Consider the following 15,948-nt stretch of genomic DNA (forward strand, 5'->3'; position numbering starts at 1 on the left):
CTGTTTATATGGTATGATGAGTGTCAATTTTGCTGGGTCCGATGCTGCTGAAATCGGATGGCGACGAGTTTTCTCTTGGCGCCACTCCTGCATGTGTGACTTTTGATGCAGGCGACGGGGAGTTTTACCAAATGATGCGCAGCCGCGCAGGCGTGCCTTGCGAAGGCCCAAAGCGGTTGCTATCGGTCTTGCCAAAGTAATCGCTTGCAGGCGTATAGCTCATGAATTTTCGCTTCCTCCCGCAGCTTGCGGCGCGGTGTTGTCAAACTCTGTTGTGGTTCGTCACCGGCGCTTCGCTTCTGCTTGTTTCGCCTGCGCTTGTCGAAGCGGCCGGCGTTGCCGGTGGCGCGCCGATGCAGTTCCTGCTCGTTCACGGCGAGATGGGCCAGTGCCGAGCCGATAATGCATGCCCGGACTGGATCTCCGCCGAAGGCCAGATCATGGCGGATACACCGAGGAAGCTGCAGAAGGTCCTGAAGCAGATCGGCAACCGCAAACTGCCCATCGTCGTCAGTTCGCCAGGCGGCGATGTCAAGGCGGCGATGGAGATGGCTCGCATCATTCGCAAGCAGAAGCTTTCGATCGCAGTTGGCCGCACCCGCTCGCGGGCATGCCCCTATGCCGAACCGATCTGCTCGGCAGCCGTTGCCAAGGACGGCTCGATCAAAGGGCAGCCATTCTCCTACGGAGCCATCTGCTTTTCGGCCTGCCCGCTGTTTTTTGCAGGCGGTGTTCAGCGCGTGTCCAGCCCCTTCGCGCTGCTGGGTGTTCATCAGATCACCACGACCTACAGCGAGGTGCGCGTCCAGTACCGCACCGAATATGAGATGGTGGACGGCAAGCGCAAGGTCCTTTCCAAGAAGGAGATCGGGCGCAAGTTCGTCGGCAGGTACGATACGACGAAGCTCGACAAGGCGCAGAGGGCCAGGCTGGTCGGTTTCCTCGACAAGATGGGCGTCGACAGGGGGCTTGTTGATCTGATGCTTGGAACCGACCCGAACGGCATTCATCTGATTTCGCAGATGGAGGCGCTGAGGCTGAAGCTGACGACGGAACTTGCCGATGCCGATGCCCTCGTCTCTGCAAGCAATTGCAAGGAAAATCAATCGATTTCCGATTGCGCGGCGCCATCGCCACCGCCGCCGGCAACCGATGTACCGATGACCAGCGCATCGGCGATGGCCGGCAAGTAGTCGCAGCGCCGGCCTCAGCCGTCCTTGCTGGCTTTGGCTTGCGCCATGATCTTCTCCAGGAAGCCGAGCAGCAGTGCCGAGACGACGAAGGCGAGGTGGATGATGGTGAACCACATCAGCTTGGCGTTGTCATATTGGGTGGCGTTCAGGAAGATCTGCAGCAGATGGATCGAGGAAATGGCGACGATCGACGACGCGACCTTGATCTTGAGACTGCCTGAATCGAGCTTGCCGATGAAGGAAACCTCGCCCTCACTTTCGGCTTCGTCGAAGCGGCTGACGAAATTCTCATAGCCCGAAATCATCACCATAACGATCAGGCTCGCCACCAGGGCTGCGTCGATGAGGCCGAGAATGGCCAGGATCATGTCGGCCTCTTCATAGGCAAAAACGTTGCTCGCAACCTTGTAGAACTTATAGGCAAACGAAACGGCGTAGACGGCGAGCGAGGCGGCAAGGCCGAGATAGAAGATTACCAGGAGCCAGCGACTGGAGAGGATGATGCGCTCGACCAGCAATTCCAGGGACTTCATATCTTTTCCTTCTTTCTCGGTTTGCGTTGGACGCCGAAAATAGACATGCAGCCGTCTTGAGACAAGGCGGTGCGTTTCGGCAAGCAGAGTGCCATGCCGCTATTCACACTGGATACATATTGGTTTATCCCGACAGGGAAATGACCGTATGTTTTGGGGGCGGGACTGATGGCGACGACCGTGGCATCCGATATCGAAATCGCGCGCGCGGCAAAGAAGCTGCCGATTACTGAGATCGGCGCGAAGCTCGGCATTCCGGCGGCTGACCTGGCGCCCTACGGATATGACAAGGCCAAGATCGGTGCCCAGTTCATCGCGGCGCAGGCCGGCAAGAAGGACGGCAAGCTGATCCTCGTTACGGCGATCAATCCGACACCTGCGGGCGAGGGCAAGACCACCACGACCGTCGGCCTCGGCGACGGCCTGAACCGTATCGGCAAGAAGGCAGTGGTCTGTGTACGCGAGGCGTCGCTCGGCCCGTGCTTCGGCGTGAAGGGCGGGGCGGCCGGCGGCGGCTATGCGCAGGTCATCCCGATGGAAGACATCAACCTGCACTTCACCGGGGATTTCCATGCGGTTACGTCAGCTCATAATCTGCTCGCGGCGCTGATCGACAACCACATCTACTGGGGCAACGAGGAGAATATCGACATCCGTCGCATCACCTGGCGCCGCGCCATGGATATGAACGATCGGGCGCTGCGCGATATCGTGTCTTCGCTCGGCGGCGTTTCGAACGGATTTCCGCGCGAAGGCGGCTTCGACATCACCGTCGCCTCGGAGGTGATGGCGATCCTCTGTCTGGCGTCCGACCTCAAGGATCTGGAAAAGCGGCTCGGCAACATCATCATCGGCTATCGCCGCGACCGCACGCCGGTTTTCGCCGGCGATCTGAAAGCCGATGGCGCCATGGCCGTGCTCCTGAAGGATGCGATGCAGCCAAATCTGGTGCAGACGCTGGAGAATAATCCGGCGCTGGTGCATGGCGGCCCCTTCGCCAATATCGCCCATGGCTGCAATTCGGTGATCGCGACGCGCACGGCGCTGAAGCTGGCCGACTACGTGGTGACCGAAGCCGGATTCGGGGCCGATCTCGGCGCGGAGAAATTCTTCGACATCAAATGCCGCAAGGCGGGGCTATCGCCCGATGCTGCCGTCATCGTCGCAACCGTCCGAGCCCTGAAAATGAATGGCGGCGTCAAGAAGGACGATCTCGGCAAGGAGAATGTCGAGGCGCTCGTCAAGGGCTGCGCCAATCTCGGCCGGCATGTCGCCAATGTCCGCAAGTTCGGTGTGCCCGTCGTCGTCGCCATCAATCATTTCGTCTCGGATACCGAGGCGGAGATCGAGGCTCTGAAGAACTACGTCGCTCGCCTCGGCGCCGAGGCGATCCTCTGCCGTCACTGGGCCGAGGGCTCGGCCGGCATCGTCGATCTCGCGCATAAGGTGGTAGAGCTTGCCGAATCCGGCCAGGCAAAGTTCCAGCCGCTTTATCCGGACAATCTTCCGCTGCTCGAAAAGATCGAGATCGTCGCCTCGAAGATCTATCATGCCGGCGAGGTTACGGCCGACAAGACCGTGCGCGATCAGCTGCGATCCTGGGAGGATCAGGGTTACGGCCATCTGCCTGTCTGCATGGCGAAGACGCAATATTCCTTCTCGACCGATCCGAATGTCCGCGGCGCGCCCGAGGGCCACATCGTCTCCATCCGCGAGGTCAGGCTTTCCGCCGGCGCGGGCTTCATCGTCGTCATCACCGGCGAGATCATGACCATGCCCGGCCTGCCGAAATCACCGGCGGCGGAGAGGATTTTCCTCAATGATCAGGGCTACATCGAAGGACTCTTTTAAGTTCAGAGTCTGATTCAAGCTGTCCTGCTGCAAGGTGTGGGCCAGCGTCGATCCGGCCATCGCGGCTGCAATTGCCGGTGTCATATCGTAGTACAATATCTGGCCCATTGACCTTGCCGAAATCCGATCGAGAATTGGCTTGCCTAGGTATTGCCAAGACGGAGGCGGGTCGTGACTGCTGATAGCCGCGCAAGTTTGGATGAGATACGAGATTTCCATGCGAAGATGATGGCTGTTGCCAGCAATTCTTCGGATGAAAGGTTGGAGCAAGCCTTCCGCCTCATTCGCCGTGAGGCCTTCATGGGGGCAGGACCCTGGCAAATCCGCGTCGGCAGGCGCTATCTCGAGACGCCAAGCACCGATCCAGCCTATCTCTACCAGAATGTACTCGTTGCCCTGGATAAATCCAAAGGCATCAACAATGGCGAGCCGCTTCTTCACGCGGCTTTTCTTGGCGCTGTTGCGCCGCAACCGGGTGAGACGGTCATCCAGATCGGGACGGGAACGGGATATTACACCGCCATTCTGTCGACGTTGGTGGCGCCCGGCGGTCATGTCCATGCCGTCGAGATCGACGAGGCTTTGGCCGACCGCACGCGTGTCAATCTCTCGTCGTTCGAGAACGTTTCCGTCATCTGCGCCGATGCGACGGCGCTGGAGTTGCCGGAGACCGATCTGATCTATGTGAATGCCGGCGTTGTCGCGCCGCCGGTGTCGTGGCTGCAGGTACTGCGGCCGGGAGGCCGGATCATCCTGCCCTGGCAGGCGAACGACAAGGTGGGGCTCGCTGTCGTGATTACGCGCAGGGAGCAGGGCTTCGGCGCCCGCGCGTTGATGCCCGCTTATTTCATCCCTTGCATCGGCGCTTCCGATCCCACGCAATCCACGAAAACGCCAAATGGCGGTGAAGCTCGCTCGATCCAGTCGATCTGGCTCAAGCGCGACCGCGAACCGGATGAGACGGCCGTTGCGGTCTATCAAGATCTCTGGTTCTCGAATGCGGCGCTCGGAACGTGATCGCGGGACGGTCGATCCCTTGATCGTTCCTAATGGCAATAACGAAAGCCGGCATTCCTTTCGATCACGTCGAGATGGAAATGGGTTTCGTGCGCGGCGTCGCTCTCCGGGTCCAGAACGGTCGTGAAATAGAGGCAGGCCGAGGCGCTGGCTGCGCGCTGGAATGCGCCCGTCAACGTTGGGTCCTCGCGCCGCGGTTCGATTGCGATGGTCTTGCCGTTTTCGAAGGTGAAGCTCGCGACGTCGATGGCGTTGCCGCGGGCGTGCTCGGAAATCTTGCCGGTGGAGGCGTTGTTGCGCAGCCGGCAGACATAGGTCGAGGCCTGGTTGATGGTGACGATCTTGCCATTGTCCAATGCGGCGGCCGACGGGATAACGCTTTCCTTCACCCATTTGGCCAAAGCGAGAGCCGCTTCGCAGCGCATTTTGCCTTCGGGTTTGAGCTCTATGCCCGGCAGCGGGGAGCCGAGTGCGATCGGCTTGTCGATACCGCAGCCATTGCCGTCATCGATGCGGGCGATCTCCTTGAAGGTTGCTCCCATGGCGGTCAGGTCTCTAAGGCATGCTTGGTGTTCATTGTCCGGTTCGGACGCAACGGTCAGAGGCGGGCGTGGCGGCCCCTGAATCTGTCCGCTCGTCTGCTCGTTTTGCGGGGTAGCCGGTTTTTCCGCGGGAACGACAGGCTTATCCGGCGATGTGACGGGCTTTTCTGCTGGGATCGGCGGCTCACCATCTGGCTGGACCTGTTCGCTATCCGGCTTTTGTACGGGTATCGGGCCGGTCTGAGGCAGAGAGGCGGCCATGAGAAGGATGGCGGTGGAAACAAATGAAACGATTCTAAACAGCATCAAGTAATTCAGCCAATTCTAATGATGATGCCGATAGAACGCGCGAGGCTGTCATTTCGTTGCAATTCAGCAACGTTCTCCCTTTGTCTTAAAAGCTGACAATTTTATTCATGATTATCTGCGCCAGATATATTGACAATAATACTCATGTTTTTTATGCGGCAGAAAGAAGGCGAAATATTTCCGCCCGTTAACAAGATAACCTAGCCAGCCACTTGTATGCTGACGCAACAACCAGCCAGCCCGGTCAAGCAGTTCGAAAGGAATGGTTATGGTTGTCCGGCGCTCCCGCTCGGTCCTATTGGCATGCACCGCGTTTCTGGCCCTTGGGCTGGCCACGACATCTTTTGCGCAAACCGCAGCCCCGAATAACGAGGCGACGGGTGAGGCGGCCAAGAGCGATCGTGTCACCAATCTGAAACCGATCGTGGTGAAGGGCAAAGGCAAGGCGAACAAGGATGTGCTCGCCGACTCTCCGACCACCAGCGAGACGACGGCCAAGGAGATCGACGAAAACCAGATTACGCGCATCGAGGATCTCGGCCGCAGCACCGAGGTCGGCGTTGGCTTCAACCGCACCACCGGCGGCGTCAATATTCGCGGTCTCGGCGATGACCGTGTCCTGACGACGGTCGATGGCATCAAGATTCCGTTTCTTCTCGATGCGTCTCGTGATTCCGATGGTGGCATCAACAGCTTCGACTTCAACGCGCTTTCCAGCGTTGATATCGTGCGCGGTGCCGATTCGAGCCGCGGCGGTTCCAGCGCTCTCGGCGGAGCCTTCGTGCTTCGCACGCTGGAACCGGAAGATCTGATCACGCCTGGCTCCACCTGGGGTGGCGTCTTCAAGTTTGGCTATAATGGCGACGACCGGAGTGTCGGCGGTTCGGCTGCCGTTGCCAAGCGCATCGACAATACGGCCGTACTGTTCCAGGGCGGTTACACGCGCGGTCATGAACTTGAGAACAACGGCGATGTCGGCGGCTATTCGACCAAGCGCACCGAGGCGAACCCGGCCGATTACAATCAGAGAAGCGGTCTGTTCAAGATCCGCCAATATACCGACATCGGCACTTTCGGCATCACGGCCGAGCACTACAACAAGGATAAAGACACCGATCTGATGACCCTGCAGAGCCCGACCGGAAACTATCGGCCCGGCAACTACAATGGGACAGACAATATCGAGCGCAATCGCGTTTCGCTCGATTACAAGTATGAAGCCGATAGCGCCGATTCGCTGCTTGATACCGCCAATGCCGTTTTCTATTGGCAGAATCTGATGCGCGAAACAGGTACTGACGGCTACCGCTACACCTCGGTCATCGGCGACTGGTCGCGCCTCAATGAAATGGAAGACCGCAGCATCGGCTTTAGCGGCAACGCGTCGAAGTCTTTTGACACCGGCAACCTACATCACCAGCTCACTTTCGGTCTCGATGTCGCGTTTGACAAGGTTCATCAGTATTCGGCCGGTAAGGATAGCTGCAGCAACCCGCGTTGGCGCGCTACTTGTGCATTCCTGCATACCAACCAGTCCGATATGCCCGATGTCGACGGCAAGCGCGTCGGCGCTTTCATCGATGACAAGATCGAGTTGGGCTCCAGCAACTTCTATCTGACGCCGGGCCTGCGCTTCGACTGGTATGATTACTCGCCGAAGAACACGGCCGCCTATCGCGACAGCGCCAACTATGAGGGCCTGCCGTCCAGCCAGTCCGACAGCCGCATCTCGCCGAAGCTGCGTGCATCATATCAGCCGCAAGAGAATGTCGAGATCTATGCGCAGTGGGCGATGGGCTTCCGTGCCCCTAACGTCAGCGAACTCTACGTGAACTACGGCGTGCCCGGCGGCTACGTCAATATCGGCAATCCCAACCTGAAGCCGGAAACCAGCAACGGCATCGAGATCGGCACCAATCTCGGCGATGACGATTTCGGCGGCCATATCGGTGGCTTCTACAACAAGTACAAAAACTTCATCGATACGCTGAACTATCGCGATCCGACCGGCACCTATCCGCTCGGGATTACCGAATACTTCAACCGCGCCAACGTCCGCATGTTCGGTGTCGAGGTCAACGCGCACAAGAAGTTCGATAACGGCATTCACATCAAGGGCGCGCTTGCCTATGTCAACGGCAAGGATTCCGACACTGGTCAATGGATCAATTCCGTTGCTCCGGCGAAGGCCGCCTTTACCGTCGGCTATGCGACCGAAGTATGGGGAACGGACCTGACCTTCGTCACCGCGGCTCGCGAGGCCAAGAAGACGGGCGATACGCTGCAGACCCCTGCTTACGGCATCTTCGATCTGACCGCCTGGTGGGAGCCGGAGCAGGTGAAGGGCCTCAGCATTCGCGGTGGCGTCTACAACATCTTCAACAAGACCTATTACGACGCTCTCAATGCGCCGTCCTACAGCGGCACGCTAACCCAGCCTGCTTCCTATTATTCCGAGCCAGGCCGGACCTTCAAGCTGACGCTGACACAACGGTTCTGAGCCGTTACATCGATGCAGCAAACTTGGGCGATGCTTCGGCATCGCCTCTTTTTTTGCCCTTATGAGGCGGCATCAGGAAATTTGCACAATTGTAAATCGCAACGTTCGATGCTAATGGAAGCGCCCAGTCTTCAAACCTGTTGAGAAAAGAGAGGAGGACCTTATGACCAAGATAGTCTGGCATATTCGCCAGTTCGGTCCGACTCGCGCCCTGCGGATGCGTTTGCAGGGCTGATCAGAGGCTGTTACTCACCCATTCCTTCTGGTCTGCCCTTTGGGCGACGTAAGCTTGCGTATCTGCGCGGCTGCGTCATGACATGTTTTCGAGCATTGGCCTGCTTGTGGCCACCGACATCGGCGTAGCGCGGCAAAGGGAGCCGCCGGCGATGTCCCGGAAATGCTCGATCGAGACCGGAAAAGACCATGACTCTGATCAATCTCCGCAATCTGGGCGTCACGATGAGTGCGCCGTTGTTTTCCAATCTCAATCTGACCGTCGATGCCGGCGATCGCATCGGGATCGTCGCCGCGAACGGACGCGGAAAGACTTCGCTGCTCAACAGCATAGCCGGCAGGCTTGACCCAACCACTGGCGATATGACGCGCGCGCGCGGTCTTCGGATCGGGTATGTCGAGCAGAATGTGCCCGCCGATCTGCTTGATGTGTCCTTCTACGATGCCGTTCTCCGCGCCCTGCCAAGGGAGCAGGCCGTCAGCGAGAGCTGGCGGGTCGATGTCACCCTCGATTCGCTCGATGTGCCGGCGGTGATGCGGGAGCGGACGCTCGACCAGCTCAGCGGCGGCTGGCAAAGGCTTGCCATGCTCGCTCGCGTCTGGGTCACTGAGCCTGATGTGATGATGCTGGACGAGCCGACCAACCATCTCGATCTTGCCAAGATCGCCCTTCTGGAAGACTGGCTGAATGCATTGCCGCGCGATGTCGCCGTGCTGATTGCCAGCCATGACCGCGCCTTTCTCGATGCCGTCAGCAACCGGACGCTGTTCCTGCGTCAGGAGCAGTCGCAGATCTATGCGTTGCCCTATAGTCGGGCGCGGGCGGCGCTGGACGAGGCCGATGCCTCGGAAGAGCGGCGCTATCAGAAAGAGATGAAGACGGCGCAGCAGCTGCGCAAGCAGGCGGCCAAGCTCCACAATATCGGCGTCAACTCCGGAAGCGATCTGCTGACCGTGAAGACGAAGCAGTTGAAGGCAAGAGCCGAGAAGTTGGAGGACGCCGCTCGGCCGGGCTATCAGGAGCGTTCGGCCGGCGCGATCAAGCTCGCCAATCGCGGCACGCAGGCGAAGATATTGGTGACGCTCGACGATGCCTCCGTCGAGACGCCGGACGGCGTGGTGCTGTTCAAGACCGGCAAGCGCTGGATTTGCCAGGGAGACCGTATCGTGCTGCTCGGAGCCAATGGCGCCGGCAAGACCCGGCTTGTCGAAATGATCCGCAGGGCTATCGACGAGCCGGCAAATGCCGGGGCGATCAAGCCGACGCCATCGTTGGTGCTCGGCTATAGCGATCAGGCCTTGTCCAATCTCGGCCAGGAGGATACGCCGCTTGGCGTCATCACGCGGCTGTTCGAGCTTGGCGAGCAACGCGCCCGCACGCTGCTGGCTGGCGCCGGCATGAACATCGAGATGCAGGGTCGCGCCATTGGCAGGCTCTCCGGCGGACAGAAGGCGCGGCTGGCGATGCTGGTGCTGAGGCTCACCAATCCCAACTTCTATCTGCTCGACGAGCCGACCAACCACCTCGATATCGACGGTCAGGAGGCTCTGGAAGACGAACTGACGGCGAACGAGGCAAGCTGCCTGCTCGTCTCGCACGATCGCAGTTTCGTGCGGTCGGTCGGCAATCGCTTTTGGCTGATCGACCGGAAGCGGCTGATCGAAGTGGATGGGCCGGAGGAGTTCTTCGAAGCGGCCCGAACGCAAGACTAACAAAAGGGTGGGCAGAGACGGAAAATCGTTTCTGCCCATTCGCCGAGATTGCTGCTTGCGCATCATCGCATCTCACGCTAACAATTCCCGCCATGAACATTGCTTTGAACAACAATGCATCGTGGTGGTGGGCTCGCTAAAGCGGCCTCGACCAATCGTGTTCAAAGACGACGAGTGAGCCGCCCGAGATTTCGAGGCGGCTTTTTTGTTATAAAGGCCGCCTGTCATCCGGGCCCGATAACGGAGTGAGGAACAATGGTAACGATCCTTCGGGATGATGGTGCGGAAATCTACGAGACGAAGGGCGGGATCACCGTTACCCGGCAACGCCGGCCGACGCCCTACGCGGATGCCGTATCGTCTTACATCGACAAGCTCGACGAACGCCGTGGCGCGGTCTTCTCGTCGAACTACGAATATCCCGGCCGCTACACCCGTTGGGATACCGCCGTCGTCGACCCGCCGCTCGGTCTGTCCTGCAATGGACGCGATGTCTGGATCGACGCCTACAACGAACGCGGCGAGGTCATTCTCGGCTTCATCGCCGAGAAGCTGAAGACGGTTTCCGAAGTCGTTCTCGGCGCTTCGACACCGCGCCGGCTCGATCTCACAGTCAAGATGCCCGACCGTGTCTTCACCGAGGAAGAGCGCTCGAAGATGCCGACGGTCTTCACCGTGCTGCGCGCCGTGACCGATCTGTTCTATTCGCAGGCCGACGCCAGTATCGGCTTCTATGGCGCCTTCGGTTATGATCTGGCCTTCCAGTTCGACGCCATCAACCTGAAGCTCAAGCGTCCCGACGACCAGCGCGACATGGTGCTCTACCTGCCCGACGAAATCCTGGTGGTCGACAACTACTCCGCCAAGGCCTGGATCGACCGCTATGACTTCGCCAAGGACGGCCAATCGACCGAAGGCAAGTCCGGCGAAATCGCCGCCGAGCCCTTCCATCACACGGACGCCATTCCGCCGAAGAGCGATCATCGCCCGGGTGAATATGCCGAGCTGGTGGTCAAGGCGAAGGAGAGCTTCCGCAAGGGCGATCTCTTCGAAGTCGTGCCCGGTCAGAAGTTCATGGAGCGCTGCGACAGCAAACCCTCCGACATTTCCAAGCGGCTGAAGGCGATCAACCCGTCGCCCTATTCCTTCTTCATCAATCTCGGCAATCAGGAATATCTGATCGGCGCGTCGCCGGAAATGTTCGTGCGCGTGTCCGGCCGTCGTATCGAGACCTGCCCGATTTCGGGCACGATCAAGCGCGGCGACGATCCGATTGCCGACAGCGAGCAGATCCTGAAGCTGCTGAACTCCAAAAAGGACGAATCCGAGCTCACCATGTGCTCCGACGTCGACCGCAACGACAAGAGCCGCGTCTGCGAGCCGGGTTCGGTCAAGGTCATCGGCCGCCGGCAGATCGAGATGTATTCGCGCCTGATCCACACGGTCGACCATATCGAGGGCCGTTTGCGCGACGATATGGATGCCTTCGATGGCTTCCTCAGCCACGCCTGGGCCGTCACCGTAACGGGTGCGCCAAAACTCTGGGCCATGCGGTTCATCGAGAGCCATGAAAAAAGCCCGCGCGCATGGTATGGAGGCGCCATCGGCATGGTCGGCTTCAACGGTGACATGAACACCGGCCTGACGCTGCGCACCGTTCGCATCAAGGATGGCATCGCCGAGGTGCGGGCCGGCGCGACGCTGCTGAACGATTCGATCCCCGAGGAAGAAGAAGCCGAAACCGAACTGAAGGCCTCCGCCATGCTTTCCGCCATCCGTGATGCCAAGACCGGCAATTCCGGCAAACAGCAACGTGACGTCGCGTCCGTCGGCAAGGGCGTGAAGATCCTGCTCGTCGACCACGAGGACAGCTTCGTCCATACGCTCGCCAATTATTTCCGCCAGACCGGCGCGACGGTCTCGACCGTGCGTACGCCGGTGCCGGAGGAGGTCTTCGATCGGCTCGATCCGGATCTGGTCGTGCTGTCGCCAGGCCCCGGCAATCCGAAGGATTTCGATTGCAAGGCGACCATCAAGAAGGCGAGGGCGCGCAACCTGCCGATCTTCGGCGTCTGCCTGGGACTACAGGCACTGACGGAAGCCTATGGTGGCGAGCTGCGCCATCTGGCGATCCCGATGCACGGCAAGCCGTCGCGCATCCGCGTGCTGGAACCCGGCCTTGTGTTCTCCGGCCTTGGCCGCGAAGTTACCGTCGGCCGTTACCATTCGATCTTTGCCGATCCTTCGAGCCTGCCGCGTGACTTCATGATTACGGCTGAGAGCGAAGACGGCACCATCATGGGCATCGAGCATGTGAAGGAGCCGATCGCGGCGGTACAGTTCCATCCGGAATCGATCATGACGCTCGGCGGCGATGCCGGTATGCGGATGATCGAGAATGTCGTGGCTCATCTGGCGCGGCGGGCAAAGACGAAGGCCGCCTGAGGCGAGCGCTCATAGTCGCGGAGTTTGGATATCCCTGTGCGCTCGGAAAGGTGCATAGGGGTACTTTTGCCTTGAAACAGCCAACAAACCGCTGAAAACATTCACTGTCGATGGGGGCTTCGATCGGTGATCTCAAGGGTATTCAAGGGCGTTTTCTTCGCCATGCTTGCCGTCGCGGCACTCGTCGGTCTCGGCATTGTCTTGCCGCGGCCTCTGTGGCCTGACGAACCGGCTGGGCGCGCCGAACGATCCCAGCAAATCCTCATGCTCAGCAACCCCATCCATACGGATATAGCCATACCCGTCGATGGCGATCTCATCACTCGTTTCGCATTCCTGCGGATCGCCGGGCTTGATCTCGACAATCCCAATTTGCGTTATCTCGTCTTCGGCTGGGGCGGCCGGAGCTTCTATACGGAGACGCGGACCTGGGCCGATTTGAAGGCAGGTCCTGTGCTGAAGAGCTTCGCGCTCGACCGTTCCGTCATTCATGCGGAGCTGGCGGGCGACATTCCGCTCGATGCGCCGGCTGTGACGGTCATCAATATCGATGCCGAGGGGCTCGAGCGGCTCAAGCAGTTCATCCTTGCCAGTTTCGAACAGGCCGATAGCAAACCGGTTGCCCTGCCTGGCAGCAACTACGGACCGAACGATGCGTTCTTCGAGGCGCGGGGATATTTCAACGCATTGATGGGATGCAATACATGGACAGCCGCCGCGCTCCGGCAGGCGGGTTTGACCTCCGGCTTTTGGACGTCATTGCCTTTCATGCTGCGCTGGTCGCTGCGCCTGCATAATGAGGATGAGCGTTTTGCCGCAAGCCACGCTTTGCCTTAGCTTTGTTTGACTTATGGCAGGCTGTAAACTAGTCTTAGAGCGTTCCTGTGGGGCACATCGGCATTGGGCCGAAAGGGCTAGGCCTGCCCGCTGATATCACTCAGCAGGAGTCCGTCTATGCCCACCCTCGACACCTACCGTAAACAAGCCAAGCTCTTGATGCGCTGGCACCGCGAGCGCGACTATTCCATCGGCGGGCGCGTTCGAACGCTCGACCGTTTCAAAGCGTTGACGGATCGCGAGATCCTGGCGATGAAGTTTCCTTTGACGCTGGCACAGGAGATCGTTGCGGTCGAAGCGGGCCATAAGAGCTGGGCCGAGTTGAAGTCCGTGGCAATGGATGTGCCGAAGATGCCGGCGGCATCAGCGGAACCGCCGGTTTTCAAGAGCGTCATACCGATCCTGTTCGTGCGGGACGTAACTGCAGGCGCCGCCTTTTTCCGGGAAAAGCTTGGCTTCGCGGTGGAGTTCCTGCACGGGTTGCCGCCGTTCTATGGCGCTGTGTCTCGTGATGGCATCTGGATTCACTTGCGGCTCGTCTATGAGCCTTACTTTGCCGCGGCTGCTGCAAGGGAGGGAGCGCTCATCCTTGCTTCGATCGAGGTTTCGAATGTCCAGGGATTGTTCGAGGAGTTCAAGTCCCGGGACGTGGAGTTTGCTCAGCCTCTTACCAAGCAGGCATGGGGCGGCACCGATTTTCATGTGCGCGACCCGGACGGCAACGTCATCTCGTTTGTCACGTTCAGATCGTAACCGTTTGATCCGTCGAGGGCCGCCATAGAGCGGCGGCCCCTACATGTCCTCGCAATCCTGCCAGCCTTCCTCGAAGACCAGCTTGTCGAGCGGCAGACGATCGCGCCACCCCTTCACGGCGAGTTCCGGCATGTCGTAGAGTTCGTCGACATAACCGACGCAGAGCCACGCAACGATCTTGACGTGCTCGGGTATGCCGAGGATCGATTTGATGGCATCCTCGTGAAAGATGCTGACCCAGCCGACCCCGACGCCTTCGGCGCGTGCGGCAAGCCAGAGATTCTGGACGGCGCAAACCGTCGAATAGACATCGGTATCCGGATTATGCGTGCGGCCGAGCACGACGGGGCCGCCGCGCTTGGTATCGCAGGTTATGCAGATGCTGAGCGGTGCCTTGCGGATGCCTTCAAGCTTCAGCCGCTGATATCGTGCGCGCCGGTCGCCCTCGAACATTCCGCATGCCTCTTCATTGGCCTGATGAAATGCCTGCCACACGCGCTCGCGCGTCTCGCCCTGACGAATGAGGATGAAGTTCCATGGCTGCATGAAGCCCACGGATGGCGCTGAATGAGCCGCTTCGAGCAGGCGCCGGACGAGATCGTCGGGCAGCGGATCGGGCCGGAACTGATCGCGCACATCGCGCCGGGTCTCGATGGCGCGGTAGACGGCGTTGCGCTCTCCTTCCGAAAAAGCGCCGGCTGCAACCAGGTGATCGGACGTTCCGACAGGGGCATCGGCGATGGGGGATGCAGTGCTGGCATCGGCGGGATCGTCAAGAGCGGACATATTCAACCATGGTTTCATCAAGAGCGGCAGTTCGTCGGCCGATGCGGCCGACCTTTGCACATCGGGCTGAAGCAAAGCTTAGTGCTGGATCGCAAGCGAAACTACCAGCACGATTTTCCGCAGGCGAGCGTATAATCGCGCCATTGTGTCGCAAATGCTGTCGGCCTGCTTATCAGCCGCTTTGATGTCAGCTGTGCGCCAAAGGCTGACGTCGGCGGCCACGCTCAAAGGTCTTTCGTTGTTGCCGTGTCAGGCCGACAAGTGTCTGCGGCCGGCTTGAGCCTGTGCCGGACTACGGATCAAAAGGCCGAACGAGTGAGCGTGATCCGCCGCCTCCTTCCGCCTTCGACCAGGTCTCGAAATCTTGGATATGGGATGAGCGTCTGTGCATCACCACGGAATTGTGGTGTTCTCCCAGCGAGTGAAGGTTCCGGTAGGACCCTCCGGTCCAAGTAGCGCGACGCGCACGACTTCGCGCGAGCCATCCTCCACGGACTCGGTGCCTTGGTATCCGTTGAGGTTTGTCTTTGTGAAGGCGGGGGATACCAGATTGACCTTGATGCCGGTCTCCTCCAACTCGATCATCATCGCAAGCGTGATCGCGTTTAGAGCTGCTTTCGATGCCGGATAAACGGGACCGAAATACGCGTGGTGCGGAAAGGATGGGTCGGCATTGGCTGTCAGCGATCCGGCGCCGCTTGATACGTTGACGATGCGAGCATCCGATGACAGGCGCAGCAACGGCAGCATGGCCTGATAGACGGCAAGGACCCCGAACACATTGGTCTCCCAGACCGCGCGGACTTCATCGAGCGGGACATTGCTCGCCTTGCTGATCTTGACATATTCCTCAAGCGACAAGTTCCCCTTTCTCGTATTCGAGATTGCCGCATTGTTGACGAGCAGGTCGAGGCGTCCAAATTCGTTACCAATCCGCTTTGCCGCGTTGGCAATGGAGTCGATGTCCCTTACGTCGAGCTGGATTGGGATCGCACCAGCGCCGATTTCCCTGGCTGCTTCTTCGCCACGCTTGAGATCGCGCGATCCTACGAACACGGTGACGGCGTTCGCCACGAGTTCCTTTGCGACTTGAAGGCCCACGCCCTGATTTGCGCCGGTGACGAGTGCTATACGTTTATCATGCGCCATGATGAATGCTCCTGAACGATTGGCTCAGAAAAATGTATGTTTCGACGGCCGGATTATCTATAATCAAAAGTCCGTATTGCGCTTCT

The 15,948-nt window shown here is 59.4% G+C and carries 12 protein-coding genes; 8 read left to right on the forward strand and 4 right to left on the reverse strand.

The genetic code is table 11. From position 1 onward, the window contains the following. The first annotated feature begins 221 nt into the window (after positions 1-221). Positions 222-1,193, forward strand: a complete 972-nt coding sequence (locus ACIQWP_RS07245) for a hypothetical protein (protein WP_402784083.1) — start codon at positions 222-224, stop codon at positions 1,191-1,193. A 14-nt stretch (positions 1,194-1,207) separates the two neighbouring features. On the opposite strand, the gene ACIQWP_RS07250 is transcribed toward ACIQWP_RS07245, so the two are convergent. Next, positions 1,208-1,726 carry a TIGR00645 family protein gene (locus ACIQWP_RS07250; protein ID WP_402784086.1) on the reverse strand — a complete coding sequence of 173 codons (519 nt, stop codon included), beginning with the start codon at positions 1,724-1,726 and terminating at the stop codon, positions 1,208-1,210. Positions 1,727-1,894: 168 nt separating this feature from the next. Here ACIQWP_RS07250 and ACIQWP_RS07255 point away from each other — a divergent pair, with 168 nt between their 5' ends. Beyond that, positions 1,895-3,577: a formate--tetrahydrofolate ligase gene (locus ACIQWP_RS07255; protein WP_402784088.1), complete on the forward strand. Its 1,683-nt coding sequence runs from the start codon at positions 1,895-1,897 to the stop codon at positions 3,575-3,577. 171 nt (positions 3,578-3,748) lie between these two features. After that, entirely contained in the window at positions 3,749-4,594 is an 846-nt protein-coding gene (locus tag ACIQWP_RS07260; RefSeq protein ID WP_402784090.1) for a protein-L-isoaspartate O-methyltransferase, read from the forward strand. Positions 4,595-4,623: 29 nt separating this feature from the next. On the opposite strand, the gene ACIQWP_RS07265 is transcribed toward ACIQWP_RS07260, so the two are convergent. Further along, the gene (locus ACIQWP_RS07265; RefSeq protein WP_402784092.1) at positions 4,624-5,442 is read right to left on the reverse strand and encodes an extensin family protein; all 819 of its coding nucleotides are present in this window, start codon (positions 5,440-5,442) and stop codon (positions 4,624-4,626) included. Positions 5,443-5,713: 271 nt separating this feature from the next. Between ACIQWP_RS07265 and ACIQWP_RS07270 the strand changes: the two genes are divergently transcribed. From ACIQWP_RS07270 to ACIQWP_RS07290, 5 genes are all read left to right on the forward strand, one after another. Beyond that, on the forward strand, positions 5,714-7,945 hold the full coding sequence (locus ACIQWP_RS07270; RefSeq protein WP_402784377.1) for a TonB-dependent hemoglobin/transferrin/lactoferrin family receptor: 2,232 nt from the start codon (positions 5,714-5,716) through the stop codon (positions 7,943-7,945). Between the two features lie 423 nt (positions 7,946-8,368). Continuing rightward, entirely contained in the window at positions 8,369-9,892 is a 1,524-nt protein-coding gene (locus ACIQWP_RS07275) for an ABC-F family ATP-binding cassette domain-containing protein (protein WP_402784094.1), read from the forward strand. A 255-nt stretch (positions 9,893-10,147) separates the two neighbouring features. After that, complete coding sequence (locus ACIQWP_RS07280; protein WP_402784096.1) at positions 10,148-12,337, forward strand: anthranilate synthase; 2,190 nt, start codon at positions 10,148-10,150, stop codon at positions 12,335-12,337. 126 nt (positions 12,338-12,463) lie between these two features. Further along, complete coding sequence (locus ACIQWP_RS07285) at positions 12,464-13,174, forward strand: TIGR02117 family protein (RefSeq protein WP_402784098.1); 711 nt, start codon at positions 12,464-12,466, stop codon at positions 13,172-13,174. A gap of 117 nt (positions 13,175-13,291) precedes the next feature. After that, positions 13,292-13,927, forward strand: coding sequence for a glyoxalase superfamily protein (locus tag ACIQWP_RS07290; RefSeq protein WP_402784100.1), 636 nt, complete (start codon positions 13,292-13,294; stop codon positions 13,925-13,927). 39 nt (positions 13,928-13,966) lie between these two features. Here ACIQWP_RS07290 and bluB read toward each other — a convergent pair whose 3' ends face one another. Beyond that, positions 13,967-14,713 carry a 5,6-dimethylbenzimidazole synthase gene (bluB, locus tag ACIQWP_RS07295; RefSeq protein ID WP_402784103.1) on the reverse strand — a complete coding sequence of 249 codons (747 nt, stop codon included), beginning with the start codon at positions 14,711-14,713 and terminating at the stop codon, positions 13,967-13,969. A 390-nt stretch (positions 14,714-15,103) separates the two neighbouring features. Continuing rightward, a complete protein-coding gene (locus ACIQWP_RS07300) occupies positions 15,104-15,862 on the reverse strand; it encodes an SDR family NAD(P)-dependent oxidoreductase (protein ID WP_402784105.1) in 759 nt (252 codons plus the stop codon). Positions 15,863-15,948: the final 86 nt, after the last annotated feature.

The sequence above is a fragment of the Rhizobium sp. NPDC090279 genome, assembly GCF_044769665.1.
Lineage (GTDB): Bacteria > Pseudomonadota > Alphaproteobacteria > Rhizobiales > Rhizobiaceae > Rhizobium.

Excerpts from the sequence above, each read along its gene's own strand:
- ACIQWP_RS07245 (WP_402784083.1), top strand. The coding sequence starts at position 222 with ATGAATTTTCGCTTCCTCCCGCAGCTTGCGGCGCGGTGTTGTCAAACT.
- ACIQWP_RS07250 (WP_402784086.1), bottom strand. The coding sequence starts at position 1,726 with ATGAAGTCCCTGGAATTGCTGGTCGAGCGCATCATCCTCTCCAGTCGC.
- ACIQWP_RS07255 (WP_402784088.1), top strand. The coding sequence starts at position 1,895 with ATGGCGACGACCGTGGCATCCGATATCGAAATCGCGCGCGCGGCAAAG.
- ACIQWP_RS07265 (WP_402784092.1), bottom strand. The coding sequence starts at position 5,442 with ATGCTGTTTAGAATCGTTTCATTTGTTTCCACCGCCATCCTTCTCATG.
- ACIQWP_RS07270 (WP_402784377.1), top strand. The coding sequence starts at position 5,714 with ATGGTTGTCCGGCGCTCCCGCTCGGTCCTATTGGCATGCACCGCGTTT.
- ACIQWP_RS07275 (WP_402784094.1), top strand. The coding sequence starts at position 8,369 with ATGACTCTGATCAATCTCCGCAATCTGGGCGTCACGATGAGTGCGCCG.
- ACIQWP_RS07280 (WP_402784096.1), top strand. The coding sequence starts at position 10,148 with ATGGTAACGATCCTTCGGGATGATGGTGCGGAAATCTACGAGACGAAG.
- ACIQWP_RS07290 (WP_402784100.1), top strand. The coding sequence starts at position 13,292 with ATGCCCACCCTCGACACCTACCGTAAACAAGCCAAGCTCTTGATGCGC.
- bluB (WP_402784103.1), bottom strand. The coding sequence starts at position 14,713 with ATGTCCGCTCTTGACGATCCCGCCGATGCCAGCACTGCATCCCCCATC.
- ACIQWP_RS07300 (WP_402784105.1), bottom strand. The coding sequence starts at position 15,862 with ATGGCGCATGATAAACGTATAGCACTCGTCACCGGCGCAAATCAGGGC.